Origin of the sequence: Leifsonia sp. fls2-241-R2A-40a, from assembly GCF_030209575.1 — a bacterium.
Lineage (GTDB): Bacteria > Actinomycetota > Actinomycetes > Actinomycetales > Microbacteriaceae > Leifsonia.
The window spans coordinates 3,128,324-3,143,387 of record NZ_JARVRS010000001.1; the positions used below are offsets into that span (position 1 = coordinate 3,128,324).

Sequence of the window (15,064 nt, forward strand, 5' to 3'; positions counted from 1 at the left end):
CGTGTAACGCGCTCACTCGCCCGAGGTGAGGAACGGGCCGGCCTCAGGCCGCTTCGGCAGCACATGGTCGCCGGACGACTGGTGCCGGATGCGGCGCAGCACCCACGGCACGAGGTAGGCGCGCGCCCAGGAGAGATCCTCGGAGCGGGCCTGGCGCCACGTGCGCACCGGCAGCGGCTCGGGCTGGAGCGGCTGCAGGTCGTTCTCGACGTTGAGGGCGGCGAGCACCATCCGCGCCACGGTGTGGTGGCCCAGGGGCGCGAGGTGGAGGCGGTCGGGGGCCCACATCCGCTGGTCCTGGATCTCGGTCAGGGCCCACTGGTCGGCCACGATGCAGTCGTAGCGCGCCGCGATCGCGCGCACGTTCTCGTTGTAGATCGCCACCTTGCCGCGGATGCCGCGGAACACGGGCGAGAAGCCGACGTCGACCCCGGTGAAGACGACGACCGTCGCACCGTCGGCGCTCAGTCGGGAGACGGCTTCGTCGAACAGTGCCGCGATCTGATCGGGGTCGGTGCCCGGGCGGATGACGTCATTGCCGCCCGCCGAGATGGTGATGAGGTCCGGACGGAGGGCGACCGCGGCATCCACCTGCTCGTCGAGGATCTGCTTGATCAGCTTGCCGCGCACGGCCAGGTTCGCGTACGCGAAGTCGTCGGTCTGCCTGCTCAGGACCTCGGCGACGCGGTCCGCCCAGCCGCGATGCCCGCCCGGGCTCCCCGGCTCCGGGTCGCCGATGCCTTCGGTGAACGAGTCGCCCAGGGCGACGTAGCGGGACCAGGGATGCAGAGCGTGGGCCATTGCTCCATTCTGCATCGGACGGCGGTGTCGGCGGGCTCGGGTAGATTTGATCCAAGTGGAGACGTCAGCATTACCCGAGCCCGATGAGTCCTTCGAGGACTCCGATCGGCCTGGCGTGCACGCGGGAAGCTTCGCGGCGGAGCATCTGTCGCCGTCGTTCCCGGAGCGCGCGGCCTGGGGAACGGCGAACAAGCTCCGTGCCTGGCAGGCCGAGGCCCTCGACGCGTACTTCGTGCACGAGCCGCGGGATTTCCTCGCGGCGGCGACCCCCGGCGCCGGTAAGACGACGTTCGCGCTGCGGCTCGCGACCGAGCTCCTGTCCCGCCGGGTCGTCGAGCGGGTCACGGTGGTCGCGCCGACCGAGCACCTGAAGCGTCAGTGGGCGGAGGCGGCCGCGCGCGTGGGGCTGCACCTCGATCCCGACTTCAAGAACTCGGACGGACGCTACGCACGGCACTACCGCGGTGCGGCGGTCACCTACGCGCAGGTGGCGATGCGACCGAGCCTGCACAAAGACATCACCGAGTCGTATAAGACGCTCGTCATCCTCGACGAGGTGCACCACGGCGGCGACGCGCTCAGCTGGGGCGACGGCATCCGGGATGCGTTCGAACGTGCCACCCGGCGACTCTCCCTCACGGGGACGCCGTTCCGGTCGGACACGGCGCCCATCCCGTTCGTCACCTACCTGCCCGACAAGCAGGGCATCCGGACCTCGCTGACCGACTACAACTACGGCTACGGCCGAGCCCTCGCCGACGGCGTCGTCCGGCCCGTGATCTTCATGGTCTATGCGGGCCACATGCGCTGGCGGACCAAGACCGGCGACGAGATGGAGGCGCGGCTCGGCGAGGGCAACACGAAGGACATCACTGCGCAGGCGTGGCGCACCGCGCTCGATCCGCGCGGCGAATGGATCCCGGCGGTCCTGTCGGCGGCCGACCGCCGACTGACCGAGGTGCGCAACTCCATCCCGGATGCGGGCGGCCTCGTCATCGCGACCGACCGCTACACCGCGCGGGCGTACGCCGACCTGCTGCACCAGATCAGCGGAGAGCCGGTCACCGTCGTCCTCTCCGACGAGAAGGAGGCGAGCGACCGGATCGAGGCGTTCTCGAAGGGCGACTCGCGGTGGATGGTCGCGGTGCGCATGGTGTCGGAGGGCGTGGATGTGCCCCGGCTGGCGGTGGGCGTGTACGCGACCAGCGCATCCACGCCGCTGTTCTTCGCCCAGGCGATCGGCCGATTCGTGCGAGCCAGGCGGCGCGGTGAGACGGCCTCGGTGTTCCTGCCGAACGTCCCGATGCTCATGGCGTTGGCCAACGCGCTGGAACTCGAGCGCGATCACGCGCTCGATCGCGTGACGGACGAGAACGCCGAGGGCGACCTGTGGAACCCCGAGGACGCGATGGTGGCCGACGCGAACCGGGAGGAACGGGCGTCGGAGGCGCTGACGGAGGAGTTCGCGTTCGAGGCGCTCGGGTCGGAGGCGAACTTCGACCGGGTGCTCTACGACGGCAAGGAGTTCGGCGGTTTCGCGGTGCCCGGCACCGAGGAGGAGCTCGACTTCATCGGGCTGCCCGGCATCCTCGAGCCTGAGCAGGTGCACGAGCTCCTGCAGCAACGCCAGCAGCGGCAGGCGCGGCGCCACACCTCGCGGCCTGCCACGGCCGACGGGCACCCGCCTGCGCCGTTGCACCGCACCCTGAAGGAGCAGCGCCAGCTGCTCAACAGCCTCGTCGGGTTGTACGCGAAGAAGTCGGGGGAGCCGCACGGTCTCGTGCACGCGGAGCTGCGGCGGGCGTGCGGCGGACCGGCCGTCGCCCAGGCGAGCGTGACCCAGTTGCAGTCGAGGATCGACTTCCTACGGAAGCGGCTCGGGAGCCACTAAGACGCCGGACCGCGTTAGGCTCGCCGAACCTTCCTGGCGGCCAGGGCGGTCACTTCCTAGGCTGGGCGCATGAGCGAGATGACGGGGAGCGGCGGCACCGCTCCGGAGGCGCATCCGGACGAACCGCACCGCGCAGGCCTGGCGCAGCGGCTGAACTGGCTGCGGGCCGGAGTCCTGGGGGCGAACGACGGCATCGTGTCGGTGGCAGCGGTGGTGGTCGGTGTCGCAGGTGCGACCTCGTCCGTCCCGGCGATCGTCACGGCGGGACTCGCCGCGCTCGTCGGTGGTGCGATCTCGATGGCACTGGGCGAGTACGTATCGGTGAGCAGCCAGCGCGACAGCGAGCGGTCGCTCATCGCGAAGGAGCGTCGCGAGCTGGAGGAGATGCCGGAGGAGGAGCTGGACGAGCTCACCGGTCTGTACGAGCAGCGCGGGCTGTCTCCGGCGACGGCGCGACAGGTCGCGGTGGAGCTCACCGCGCACGACGCCCTCGCCGCCCACCTGTCGGCGGAGCTCGGGATCGACCAGGACGACGTGGTCAGCCCGTGGCACGCCGCCCTCGCCTCGGCCGTCGCCTTCACCTGCGGCGCCGTGCTGCCGATGCTGACCATCCTGCTGCCGGTCGGGTTGCGCATCCCGGTCACGTTCGTCGCCGTGCTGATCGCGCTGGCGATCACGGGGTACATCGCGGCCTATATCGGGGGCAGCTCGCGCGGCCGTGCCATGGTACGAGTGGTGGTGGGCGGTGCCCTCGCGCTGGTGGCCACGTTCATCGTGGGCACGCTGCTCGGGACGGGTGTGGCCGGGTAGCCCCCGGCCGACGGGAAGGACACGGAACATGGTGGACGCGGAGAACACGATCGACTCGTCGCTGGCCGTCCCTCCCGAGTCGTCGATGAAGGACAAGACGACCATCGTCCGCGACTGGCTGCCGCGGTACACGGGCACCCCGCTCGAGGAGTTCGGCGAGTACATCCTGCTGACCAACTTCGGCGACTACGTTCAGCGGTTCGCCGAGTGGTACGGCGCCGAGGTGCGCGGACTCGACCGGTCGATGCCGAATGCGACCGCCGACGGCATCACCATGGTCGACTTCGGGATGGGCAGCCCGAACGCCGCGACGATCATGGATCTGCTCTCGGCCGTCTGCCCGAAGGCCGCGCTGTTCCTGGGCAAGTGCGGCGGGGTGAAGAGCAAGAGCCGGCTCGGCGACCTGGTGCTGCCGATCGCGGCCATCCGCGGCGAGGGCACGTCGAACGACTACCTTCTGCCCGAGGTCCCGGCGCTGCCGGCGTTCCAGCTGCAGCGGGCGGTGTCGTCGACCATCCGCGACTTCAGCCAGGACTACTGGACCGGCACCGTTTACACGACCAACCGGCGGGTGTGGGAGCACGACAACACGTTCAAGGAGTACCTGAAGCGGACCCGCTGCATGGCGGTGGACATGGAGACCGCGACGGTCTTCGCCGCCGGCTTCGCGAACCGCATCCCGAGTGGCGCGCTGCTGCTGGTGTCGGACCAGCCGATGACGCCGGAGGGCGTGAAGACGGAGGAGAGCGACCGTGGCGTGACGCGCGATTTCGTCGAGCGGCACATCCGGATCGGCGTGGAGGCGCTGCGCCTGGTGCGCCGCAACGGCCGCAGCGTCCGCCACCTGCGGTTCGAAGACGACTGACGCCGGCTGCGGCTCAGCGGAAGTCGCGTGAGACGGTGCGGATGCCCGTGTCGAGCGCCTCAAGCTTGTCGGCGACGATGTTGACGACGCCCTCCTCGCTGCGTTCCAGGATGCCACGGACGATCATGGCCGGCGCCTGCCGCGCCACCCGGCGGTAGCGGTTCCAGACCCCGACCGGGCACACGACGTTGATCATGCCGGTCTCGTCCTCGATGTTGAGGAACGTCACCCCGGCCGCCGTCGCGGGACGCTGCCGATGCGTGACCACTCCGCCCACCTCGATGCGGCGACCGGACTCGCCGGTGGCGAGCGTGTCGGCCGGGTACACGCCGCGCGCGGCGAGGGCGGGGCGGAGGAACCGGATGGGATGGTCGTCAGTCGAGATCCCGGTCGACCACAGGTCGCTGGCGAGCTGCTCGGCGGGGGAGAGCATCGGCAGCAGCGGGGGTTGCACCGTGATCGCCGTGCCCGCCAGGAACTCGGGCCGCTCCTGAGCGGCGTTGCCCGCCTCCCAGATCGCCTGGCGCCGGCTCAGGTCGAAGCCCTCGAACGCGCCGGCCGCGGCGAGCGCCTCCAGCTGTCCCGTGTTGAGGCCCGTCCGCCGGGCGAGGTCGCCCAGGTCGCGGTACGGTCCGTACGCCTCGCGCTCGGCGACGATGCGCTCGGCGAGCTTCTCGCCGATGGAGGTGACGCCCGCGAGGCCGAGCCGGACGGCGTGGCCGGCGTCGCGACGGTGCGCGGCGAAGTCGAGCGGAAGGGACGGGTCGTACGGGTCGATCGGCGGCTGCTCCGACTCCAGGCACGGGTCGGTGCCCGTCGGCCCCGGCCGGTCGTCGTCGAGCGGCTCCAGCAGCGGGAACACCCCGGACCGCTGGATGTCGGGCCGGTGGACCACGACGCCGTGCCGCCGGGCGTCGGCGGTCAGCGTGCGCGGCGAGTAGAAGCCCATGGGCTGGGCGCGCAGCAGGGCGGCGAGGAACGCGCCGGGGTAGTGCAGCTTCATCCACGAGCTCACGTACACCAGCAGGGCGAAGCTGATGGCGTGGCTCTCGGCGAAGCCGAAGTTCGCGAACGCCTCGATCTTCGCGTAGATGGCGTCGGCGTCGTCTCCGGTGATCCCGTTGTGCGCCATCCCGTCGTACAGCTTGGTTTTGAGCGCTTCGATCTTCTCCACCCCGCGCTTGGAGCCCATGGCGCGGCGCAGCAGGTCGGCGTCCTCCGCCGTGCAGTCGCCGACCGCGACGGCCATCTGCATCAGCTGCTCCTGGAACAGCGGGACGCCCATCGTCCGCTCCAGCACGGGCACGAGGGACGGGTGCAGGTAGGTGACCGGCTCCTTCCCGAGCTTGCGGCGGATGTACGGGTGCACCGCACCGCCCTGGATCGGCCCGGGGCGGATGAGGGCGATCTCGATCACGAGGTCGTAGAAGCTGCGCGGCTGCAGGCGCGGCAGCGTCCCGATCTGGGCGCGACTCTCGACCTGGAACACCCCGATCGAGTCGGCCCGGCAGAGCATGTCGTAGACGCCCTGCTCTTCTTTCGGGATGCTGTCGAGCGTCCACGCCTCGCCGAGTGCCGCCTCGATGGTGCGCATCGAGTAGTCGAGCGCGGACAGCATCCCGAGCCCCAGCAGATCGAACTTGACCAGGCCCATCCAGGCGCAGTCGTCTTTGTCCCACTGCAGCACCGTCCGGTTCTCCATGCGTGCGTGCTCGATCGGGCAGACCTCGCCGACGGGCCGGTCGGTGAGCACCATGCCGCCGGAGTGGATGCCGAGGTGTCGCGGGAACTTGAGCACCTGCTGCGCGAGCCCCACCACGTCGTCCGGGATGTCGTGGTCATCACTGGTCTGCACCGAGCCCCACGAATCGATCTGCTTGCTCCAGGCGTCCTGCTGGCCGGTGGAGTAGCCGAGCGCCTTGGCCATGTCGCGCACCGCGTTCTTGGGGCGGTAGGTGATCACGTTGGCGACCTGCGCCGCATTGTGGCGGCCGTACTTGCGGTAGACGTACTGGATGACCTCCTCGCGGCGGTCCGAGTCGAAGTCGACGTCGATGTCGGGCTCCTCCTCGCGCATGCTGGAGAGGAACCGTTCGAACGGCAGGTCGTACTTGATCGAATCGACCGCGGTGATCCCGAGCAGGTAGACGACCGCCGAGTTCGCGGCGGACCCCCGGCCCTGGCACAGGATGCCCTGGCTGCGGGCGAACCGGACGATGTCGTAGACGATGAGGAAGTAGCCGGGGAAGTCCTTCGCCTCGATCACGTCGAGCTCCCGCTCGATGCGCTCCCGTTTCGCCGGGTTGCGGTCGAGGTCGGGGTAGCGCTCGGCGGCGCCGCGCCAGGTGAGCTCGCGCAGCCAGCTCATCGGGGTGTGGCCCTCCGGTACCTCCTGCTTCGGCAGTCGCGGCCGCGCACTGCGGAGGCGGAAGGACAGATCGTCGGCGACCTCGACCGTCCGTTCGACCGCACCGGGGTAGCGCGCGAACCGCCGGGCCATCTCCGCGCCGCTGCGCAAGTGCGCGGCGCCGGCGGCCGGCAGCCAGCCGTCGAGCTCGTCGAGACTGCGGCGGGCGCGGACGGCGGCGACGGCCGTGGCGAGCGGGTACTGCTCCGGGCTCGCGTAGTGGACGTTGTTGGTCGCGACCGTCGGCAGGTCGAGCCGGGTGGCGATGCGGGTGAGGATGTCGTTGTCGGTCGAGTCGCGCGGGGCGCCCTGGTCGATCAGCTCCACGAGCACGTTGTCGTGGCCGAACAGCTCGGCGAGCCGGGCGACCTCACGCTCTGCGGCCCGCTCGCCGTGTTCGGCGAGAGCCAGCCGGACCTCACCCTTGCGGCACCCCGTCAGCACCATCCACTCGCCGCCGGACTGCTCGCCCAGCTCGTCGAGGCGGTACACCGGGCGTCCCTTCTCTTCGCCGGCCAGCTGCCCGGCGGTGATCGCCGCGGCGAGCCGGTGGTAGCCCTCCTGCCGGCGGGCGAGCACGACCAGGTGGCTGCCCTCCGGATCGGGCTCGCCGTTCTGCGGCTTGGTGAGCGAGAGGGACAGCTCGGCGCCGAACACCGTCTTCACCCGGTCGTACGCTTCGGCCGCCTCGGCCAGGTGCACGACGCCGTACAGGCCGTCATGGTCGGTGAGGGCGAGCGCGTGCAGATTCAGGCGTGTGGCCTCCTCCAGCAGTTCTTCGGGTGAGGAGGAGCCGTCGAGGAAGCTGAAGTTGCTGTGCGCATGCAGCTCGGCGTAGGGGACAGCACTCTCGGGCGACTCCGGGATGGACTGCGGCACGTACTTCTGCCGTTTGCGTGACGACGGCCGCTCGACGGGCTGCTGCCCGGTGCGGCGCCCGGAGAGCCTGCGCTCGAACTCGGCCCACGGGATCGGCGGGTTGTTCCATCCCATCAGTCGTACCGCGCCTCTGCGAACCAGCCGGCCCCCGCGAGGGCCAGCAGCCACGCGGTGCCGTCGGCGTCGACGAGCTGGAACCGGTGCATCGCGCGGGAGAGGGAGGCATCCCACCACCGCTCGCGCACCGGCCACGGACCCGCCCACGACTCGACCGGCCGGGCATCGCGGAGGTTCCCGGTGGGGGAGAAGAGCGCGATCGATGCGGTCACATCTCCGCGGTCGGTCACGTCGACGGCGGCGCCCTCTTCGGTCAGTACGGCCACCGGGCGCGGCACCTCGAACACGGTCGAGGGTGCCGGTGCGGGGAGGGAACCGGGCCAGGGCTGGTCGGCGCGGGCGACGCCGACCGGCCGGTCGCCCCACGGCACCAGCACCTGCCGCTCGGCGGGCGCGCGGCCACCGCCGATCGTCGCCGTGACCACCGCCTCATGACCGAGCATGCTCTGCACGCGGGTGAGGCCGTGGTGGATGCGCTCGTCGGCCCCGCCGCCCCACAGTCCGTCTTCATGGTGGCCGATGTCGTCGACGGCCTCGGGCTCGAGCACCACGCGGGAGATCGGGGACGCCAGCCCGGAGTCGATCGCGCCGGCCCCCTGCAGCTGCCAGCGCACCCGGTCGACGACGTCGGGCGCCGAGAACAGCCGGGGATGCAGCCACGTGCGCTCGCTGACACGGCCGGACTCGTCGGTGACCTCGACCCGCAGCGATGTGCACACCAGGCCCGCCTTCGTGAGCCCGGCGACGAACTGCTCGGCGGTGCCGCGCACGGCGAAGGTCACCTGGTCGACGCGGTCGAGCGGAGGCTCGAACTCGACGGCGCGGTCGAGCTGCTTGGGCGGCGTCCGCGGCACCACCGCAGTGCTGTCCAGCCCGCTGGCGAGGGTGTGCGCGTGCTCACCCCGCTCGCCGAACCGCTCCCGCATGTCGACGCGGGACAGTGCGGCGATGTCTCCGAGGGTGTGCAGCCCGAGTCGGCGCAGCAGCGGTGTCAGCTCGAGGAGACCCAGCTGGCTGACCGGCAGCGGCGCCAGGAACGCGGGGGAGTCGCCCGAGGGGATGACGCGCACGCGCGCGCGCCCCGTCGACCGGGCCGCCTGCTCCGCCGCGAAGGGCCCGTCGGCGATGCCGACCCGGGCGTCCGGCAGGCCCAGCGCCTCCATGCAGCGCAGCAACTCCGTCGCGGCCTCCGCCTCGCCGCCGTAGTACCGCGCCGGACCGCGCGCCCGGATCACGCACGTGCCGGGACGGATCGGCTGGACGCCGGGTGCGATCTCCTCGATCGCGGTGATCACCGGCTCGAACGTGCGCGCGTCGAGGATGGGGTCGTACGGCACCACTTCCAGCTGGGGGCAGCGGGCCTGCGCTTCGCGCATCCGGAGTCCGCGCTTCACACCGTCGGCCCGCGCCGCCGGTGAGCAGGCGAACACCAGCCCCTTCTCGACCAGGGCCACCGGAAGGTCGTCGGCCAGCTCGAGCGCCTGCTGCGCCGCGATGACCGGCCAGTCGGGGTACCACAGCACGATCGCGCGGGTGACGGCCGGCTCGTGTGCACTGCGCGCCATCTAGCTCACCGCTTCGAGCCGGGTCGGGGCGGAGGCGCGGAAACTCTCATCGACCGCCGGCAGCCACAGTTCGGCGGTACGGCGCGGACCGGACCCGCCGCGCGGCGCCGACTCCACGGTCACCCGGCGGGACGAGAGGTAGCCGTTGCCGGTGCCGAGGCCGTCCCACCCGCTGCGTGCGACGGTGAGCGTCGCCTCGACCTGGGGCCAGTCGCCGGCGACGATGAGGGTGGCCTCCCGCTGCCGCAGCCGGGCGCTGAGCCGGGCGACATCGCCGTCCTTCGCACGGGAGGGAGGGGCGACGACGACCACGCTGAGCACATCGACGACGGCCGCGGTCACGGTCAGCCAGTCGGTGCCGGGATGCGGCACCAGCACCAGCCGCTCCAGGTCGATGCCGAACCGCCCGGCCGCCTCCGCACCGAAGTCGGGCATGCCGACCACCCCGCACCAGGCGCCGGCCGCGCTCGGGCCGGCGAGCATGGCCATCAGCAGCGTGGTCGACCCGCGCACCGAGTAGGCGGCGCCCGCCTTGAGCGCGCCGCCGGGCAGCAGCGGCGAGAGCGCGGGATGCGTCTGCAGCGTACGGCTCTCGAGTTTGGTGGCCTGCATCTGCCGGATGCGGGTCTGCAGCTCGTGCACCTGCGCCCGGTCGGAGACCGGTTCGCTGAGGTGAGGAGCGGCGAGTGACATGCTCCTATTTTCGAACACATGTTCGAATGAAGCAAATGGAATTTCGCGGGTGTGGACAACCGCCCGGCGTGTCCGAACACTGTACGCGACGGCACCGACATCGGCCCTTCAGGGGCACTCACCGGACGCGGCGCACAATGGACGCGTGCGCCCCACCTACCCCGCAGCCGTGTACCTCTGCATCTTCGACGGCGACCGCATCCTGCTGCAGCGACGCCGAGGGACCGGCTACCGCGACGGCGAGCTGTCCCTCCCCGCCGGACACATCGAACCGGGGGAGTCGGCCACCGCCGCCCTGCTGCGGGAGGCGCGGGAGGAGACGACACTCGCGCTCGCCGCGGACCAGGTCCGCCTCGCCCTGGTGCAGCACGGGCGCGCCGACGGCGACACCTACATCGACTTCTTCTTCGCGGCGGAGCTACCCGAAGGTGCCACGCCCGCGATCGGAGAGCCGGATAAGGCGTCGGAGCTGCTGTGGGCGCCGGCGGACGCACTTCCGGCCGACGTCATCCCGGTCATCCGCCACGGCATCGAGGCCCTCGTGCGCGGGGAGACGTACACCGAGTACGGCTGGTGAGGGCCGCTCGTCCAACCGCTCGTCCAACCGACCGCTACCGGCCCTGCGGCTCGGTCACGAAGTCGATCAGCTGCTCGACCCGGCCGAGCAGTTCCGGCTCGAGGTCCGAGAACGACCGCACCTGGCCGAGGATGCGCTTCCAGGCCCGCGCGATGTCCGCCTGGGTCTCGTGCGGCAGGCCGAGCGCCTCGCAGATCCCGTGCTTCCAGGGGACCGAACGGGGGATCTGCGGCCACGCCGTAAGCCCGACCCGCGCCGGCTTCACCGCCTGCCAGATGTCGACGAACGGGTGGCCGACGACGAGGACATGCGCACCGAACGGCCCCCGCGCCACCTGCTCGGCGATCCTGCTCTCCTTGGACCCGGTGACCAGGTGGTCGACCAGCACCCCGATGCGGCGCCCACGGTCGGGGCGGAAATCCTTGACGATCGCGTCCAGGTCGTCCACGCCCTCCAGGTATTCGACGACGACGCCTTCGACGCGCAGGTCATCGCCCCAGACCCGCTCCACGAGCTCCGCGTCGTGGCGCCCCTCGACGAAGATCCGGCTGGCGCGGGCGATGCGCGCCTTCTGCTCGCCGACGGCGAAGGAGCCGGACGCCGTTCGCGACCGCCCCGCAGGGGCGCGCGAGGGGACGATCAGGCGGACCGGCTCGCCGTCGATGAGGAACGACCCGGTCAGCGGGAAGACGCGCTTCTTCCCGAAGTAGTCCTCCAGCTCGATCGTCTGGCCTTCGAGCCGGGTGACCGCACCGCAGAACCCGGATGCCGCCTCCTCGACGACGAGGTCGCGCACCGCCTCGACTGTCGGGACGGGCTTGCGGCCGGCGTTCTTCCAATCGGAGGCCAGCACATCGGATCCGTAGCGGTCGTCCATCACCCGATGGAGGCTATGCGATGGGATGCGACGCCGGCCGATGCCACGCTGCGCCCGGCGCAACGTTCAGTCGAAAACGCGGACCAGCCGCCAGCTGCGGTCGACGGCGTCGTGACGCACATCGAAGACGTGCGCGTCGCCCTTCTCGCTGGTGCCCTGGAAGCGCCAGCCGCCGATCTCCCGCGGCAGGCTGCCGATCGAGTACCGATGGTCGCCGAAGGGTCGCCACCAGCCGCACACCTCGGCCCACACGGTCGGGGTGTCCGAGACCCGGTAGCGCGTGGATCTCCAGACCAGCCGTGTCGGGACTCCGTCATCGGTCGTCCATACGGCGACCGCCTCGTCGATCTCGGTCATGCTTCTCACCTCGCCTATCGAACATATGTTCGAGTCCGAGTGTAGCCGCGGGCTTCCGACAGCGCACCTCGGAAACCGCACGCGCGCGGCGGCCTGAGCTCGCGCACTCACGCACTCCGGGTGCGTCGCACGAATTGCCACACCCCGAGCAGCAGCACGGCGGAGAGCAGGCCGCCGCCGGCGAGAGACAGGGTGTCGGTCCCCAGGCCGCCGGTGAAGGGGATCGCCGGCACGGGCAGTTGCCGGTTCACCACATCCGGCAGCGCCACCGTCGTGGCGGACGCACCCACCGTGACGGGGATCGGCGTCGGATCCAGCCGGAATCCGACGGGCGCCCGCGTCTCGACCAGCTCGTACGCGCCGGGGCCGAGGCCGGTCACGGCGAACACCCCGCCGAGCGGGTCGGCGTCCCGCCCGGTGCACGCCGAAGCGGAGGGGGCCACGCAGTCGGTGACGACGATCGACGACCCCGTCGGCTTCCGTGTGGCGTCGATCGGCGTGAGCGTCCAGATCGCCCCCTCCAGGACATTCGCTGCGGCCGTCCCGTCGACCTTGTGCCACGAAACCGCGGAGGCCACCACGTCCACGACGGCTGTGCACGACGCGTCGGTCGACCCGGCGGCGCAGTTGCTGCCCTCGCTCGGTGACACGACGGTGTTGACGAGCTGCAAGTCGCCGGGATCAAGGTTCTTCACCGTCACCGAGTACGTCACGCTGACGTGCGCGCCGACGGCCAGCGGGCCCGTCCACGACAGGTTCGGCGCCGCATACGAAACCGTCCCCGCTGTCGCCGTCTGGTCGCCTTTGTAGGTGGCGTCTTTCAGCACATCGGTCAGGTCGTCGGAGATGTTCGCGGCGACGTAGGCCTGGCTACCCGTGTTCGTGATGGTGACGGTGTACTCGACGGTGTCGCCTGGTCGAACCGACGGGACGGACGAGGTCTTCCGAACCGCGAGGGAGCAGTGCGCCACGTCCGCCCGAACGGCGAACTGCGCTGTGCCGGTGGGGTTGCCCGCCGGGGCATCCGTCGTCGACCCGAAGGTGGTCACGCCGACCGCGCTGTTCGACAGCATCAGCGGTACGGGGGCATCGCAGGCCACGGGGGGAGCGATGGTGTCGAAACACAGCTGCGGGGGATCGCCCACCCAGCTGATCGAGATCTGGCCGCTGACGACCCCCGTCGCGTTGGTGACTCCGTTGATCCTGACGTCCGCCGTGAGCGACGTCACGGTGGTCGGGATGGACTGGAGGTTGAGCGACCCCGTTGGCGCGAGGGTGACGGCGGAGAAGCCGGGCACGGCGTTCGCGTTCTGATCGCGCAGGGTCACGGTCGCATCGGCGAACGCGGTGGGGACGACGCCCGGCAGGGTGAGCGCTCGCCACTTCGTGAACGAGGCGGCGCCGGTGCCGCAGTAGTAGCTCGGAGGCGAGACCGTCAGCGACTGCGGAGAGCTCGGCCCGGGGCACGTTCCGCCGGTTCTCGGGTCGAAGAACGACATGACGCCGGCATCACCCGTGGCGACGAGGCAGGATGACGAGATGTCGGAGGCGTCACGCACCGTGTAGTTGACCCCGTTGTCGACGTTGACGAACCCCTCACAAGGCGGAACCGTCCCCGTCCCCGTGTACGCGGCGAAATCGCGGCACATCACCTGGTTCCCGTTGGAGAGGTAGACCTTCGTACCGCGGGCGTACGCGTCGCCCGATCCGTTGCCGCCGCCGCTGTAGTTCGCGCCGGTTCCCGCGTAGGGATCAGCCACGGTCGCGCCGCTCAGGTTCCAGCAGCTCGACGCCGTCCCGGCGCCGTTCGTGATGGTGCACACGCCCGTGACGGCTCCTCCGGTGGAAAGGATCGGCGCGAAGGGAGTGCCGTTCGCAGCCGTGGCGATCGAGGTGGTCGTGGGCCACGTGCCGGGACAGAATGCCGACGTCGAAGCGGTGAAGCAGAAGGTCTGCCAGGCACTCGTGGGCGTCTTCTGGACGCTCGAGAACACGTAGTCCCCGAAGGTCTCGGTCGGGTTCGCACCGGAACTGGTGACGCCGCTCGGGTACAGCGTCGCTCCGGGGCACGCCGTCATGGCAGGGGTGGTGCACACGAGGATCGCCGTCCCGTTGCTGATCGCGGTGCTGTAGGTGTTGCCGTTGCCGGCAGCCACCCCGGAGCCGTTGATCTGCGCCCCGTACGTGTTGTTGTCGACCGTGATCCCTCCGCGCGCCCAGTAGCCACAGCTCGTCGGCGTGCCCGGCGCCAGGTCGAGGCAGGCGATGCCGGTACTCGAATTGTCGGGCAGCCCGGCGTACCAGAGCAGCCTGCTCCCCGACAGCCACGCCCCGGTCTGCTGCGGGGTCTTACCGCCGAACGCCGTGCCCGTTCCGATCGGGGTCCCCGGAGTCGCGGACCAGGATTGAGCGTTCGAGCCGGTGGGCCAGCCGGGACAGGTCGTGCCGTCGAGCCTCGCACAGTAGACGATCGGGGCGGTGCGGTGGTGGAAGACCGTGTACGCCAGTCCGTTCCGGACGACGATGTTGTATCCGTCGCCCGCGCCGACGGCCGTGATCTTCGGGGGCGCTCCTGCGACGAGCGGCGGAGACAGCTGCTGCGTACCCTGCGGAACCAGCGTTCCGGTGAAGCCGACACCGGTCGCGTCGGCGCTGGGAGCTCCAGCGGTCCATCCCGCCGTCGGCGTGAGGTACTGCGGCGTCACCGTGCCGGCGGCGTTCTGGTCCGGTGGCAGCTGCAGCGAGCCGGGGACGTACGCTCCCGCCGTGCTCAGATCGTCCTTCAGGTCGACCTGCGCGCTTCCTCCGGCGTTGTTCTGGTAGTCGACGACCCACCTGAGCGTGTCGCCCGGCTTCGCCGTGCCCGTCTTCGCGCCGCCGGGAGCGTCCGCGGAGGAGGCGGTCGAGCCGCCGGTGAGGTTGGTGCCCGTCATGTACGTCGTCGACAGCGTTTCCACCGCGGCATGCGACGAATACCGCGGCAGCAGCAGCGTCGCCGCGACGGCGCCCAGCGCGGCGCAGCCGACGAGGAGCACCGCCGAGCTGCGGCGGCGGATGCGCCGACGGTGGCGCGCAGGACGTCTCGACAGGATCAGCACTTCTCCTCCAGGTGCACGGGGGAGCGACGGTGCGCTCGACGGCTCGGGAGCCGTCGATCAGGCCCCTATTGGAGAAGACAGGGAGGCGGTTCTTTCGTTATGCGGCGCCGTATCCAATGAAAGGGAT

11 protein-coding genes are annotated in these 15,064 nt (G+C 70.8%); 4 read left to right on the top strand and 7 right to left on the bottom strand.

Annotated features, from left to right (window positions below; all coding sequences use genetic code 11):
- Window positions 1–12: 12 nt before the first annotated feature.
- Window positions 13–801, bottom strand: a complete 789-nt coding sequence (locus QRN40_RS15440; RefSeq protein WP_285116667.1) for an SGNH/GDSL hydrolase family protein — start codon at window positions 799–801, stop codon at window positions 13–15.
- Window positions 802–916: 115 nt separating this feature from the next.
- Between QRN40_RS15440 and QRN40_RS15445 the strand changes: the two genes are divergently transcribed.
- The 3 genes from QRN40_RS15445 to QRN40_RS15455 all read left to right on the top strand — a co-directional run bounded on the left by QRN40_RS15445 (window position 917) and on the right by QRN40_RS15455 (window position 4,367).
- A complete protein-coding gene (locus QRN40_RS15445) occupies window positions 917–2,692 on the top strand; it encodes a DEAD/DEAH box helicase (protein ID WP_285117509.1) in 1,776 nt (591 codons plus the stop codon).
- 69 nt (window positions 2,693–2,761) lie between these two features.
- The gene (locus QRN40_RS15450; RefSeq protein ID WP_502878923.1) at window positions 2,762–3,502 is read left to right on the top strand and encodes a VIT1/CCC1 transporter family protein; all 741 of its coding nucleotides are present in this window, start codon (window positions 2,762–2,764) and stop codon (window positions 3,500–3,502) included.
- Between the two features lie 28 nt (window positions 3,503–3,530).
- The gene (locus tag QRN40_RS15455; RefSeq protein WP_285116668.1) at window positions 3,531–4,367 is read left to right on the top strand and encodes an AMP nucleosidase; all 837 of its coding nucleotides are present in this window, start codon (window positions 3,531–3,533) and stop codon (window positions 4,365–4,367) included.
- Between the two features lie 13 nt (window positions 4,368–4,380).
- Here the strand turns inward: QRN40_RS15455 and QRN40_RS15460 are convergent, their stop codons facing one another.
- The 3 genes from QRN40_RS15460 to imuA' are packed head-to-tail and all read right to left on the bottom strand — an operon-like array spanning window position 4,381 to window position 10,028.
- Window positions 4,381–7,767, bottom strand: coding sequence for an error-prone DNA polymerase (locus tag QRN40_RS15460; RefSeq protein ID WP_285116669.1), 3,387 nt, complete (start codon window positions 7,765–7,767; stop codon window positions 4,381–4,383).
- Complete coding sequence (locus QRN40_RS15465) at window positions 7,767–9,335, bottom strand: DNA polymerase Y family protein (protein WP_285116670.1); 1,569 nt, start codon at window positions 9,333–9,335, stop codon at window positions 7,767–7,769. The genes QRN40_RS15460 and QRN40_RS15465 overlap by 1 nt, the downstream gene beginning before the upstream one ends.
- Window positions 9,336–10,028: a DnaE2-dependent mutagenesis accessory factor ImuA' gene (gene imuA', locus QRN40_RS15470; RefSeq protein ID WP_285116672.1), complete on the bottom strand. Its 693-nt coding sequence runs from the start codon at window positions 10,026–10,028 to the stop codon at window positions 9,336–9,338.
- Between the two features lie 145 nt (window positions 10,029–10,173).
- Between imuA' and QRN40_RS15475 the strand changes: the two genes are divergently transcribed.
- Window positions 10,174–10,605 carry an NUDIX hydrolase gene (locus QRN40_RS15475; protein WP_285116674.1) on the top strand — a complete coding sequence of 144 codons (432 nt, stop codon included), beginning with the start codon at window positions 10,174–10,176 and terminating at the stop codon, window positions 10,603–10,605.
- A gap of 34 nt (window positions 10,606–10,639) precedes the next feature.
- Here the strand turns inward: QRN40_RS15475 and QRN40_RS15480 are convergent, their stop codons facing one another.
- The 3 genes from QRN40_RS15480 to QRN40_RS15490 form a co-directional block, all read right to left on the bottom strand.
- A complete protein-coding gene (locus QRN40_RS15480; RefSeq protein ID WP_285117511.1) occupies window positions 10,640–11,482 on the bottom strand; it encodes a DUF3097 domain-containing protein in 843 nt (280 codons plus the stop codon).
- 66 nt (window positions 11,483–11,548) lie between these two features.
- The gene (locus tag QRN40_RS15485) at window positions 11,549–11,839 is read right to left on the bottom strand and encodes a DUF6504 family protein (protein ID WP_285116676.1); all 291 of its coding nucleotides are present in this window, start codon (window positions 11,837–11,839) and stop codon (window positions 11,549–11,551) included.
- 107 nt (window positions 11,840–11,946) lie between these two features.
- Window positions 11,947–14,937: a DUF7927 domain-containing protein gene (locus QRN40_RS15490; RefSeq protein WP_285116677.1), complete on the bottom strand. Its 2,991-nt coding sequence runs from the start codon at window positions 14,935–14,937 to the stop codon at window positions 11,947–11,949.
- Between the last annotated feature and the right edge of the window lie 127 nt (window positions 14,938–15,064).

Excerpts from the sequence above, each read along its gene's own strand:
- QRN40_RS15440 (WP_285116667.1), bottom strand. The coding sequence starts at position 801 with ATGGCCCACGCTCTGCATCCCTGGTCCCGCTACGTCGCCCTGGGCGAC.
- imuA' (WP_285116672.1), bottom strand. The coding sequence starts at position 10,028 with ATGTCACTCGCCGCTCCTCACCTCAGCGAACCGGTCTCCGACCGGGCG.
- QRN40_RS15455 (WP_285116668.1), top strand. The coding sequence starts at position 3,531 with ATGGTGGACGCGGAGAACACGATCGACTCGTCGCTGGCCGTCCCTCCC.
- QRN40_RS15480 (WP_285117511.1), bottom strand. The coding sequence starts at position 11,482 with ATGGACGACCGCTACGGATCCGATGTGCTGGCCTCCGATTGGAAGAAC.
- QRN40_RS15460 (WP_285116669.1), bottom strand. The coding sequence starts at position 7,767 with ATGGGATGGAACAACCCGCCGATCCCGTGGGCCGAGTTCGAGCGCAGG.
- QRN40_RS15485 (WP_285116676.1), bottom strand. The coding sequence starts at position 11,839 with ATGACCGAGATCGACGAGGCGGTCGCCGTATGGACGACCGATGACGGA.
- QRN40_RS15450 (WP_502878923.1), top strand. The coding sequence starts at position 2,762 with ATGAGCGAGATGACGGGGAGCGGCGGCACCGCTCCGGAGGCGCATCCG.
- QRN40_RS15465 (WP_285116670.1), bottom strand. The coding sequence starts at position 9,335 with ATGGCGCGCAGTGCACACGAGCCGGCCGTCACCCGCGCGATCGTGCTG.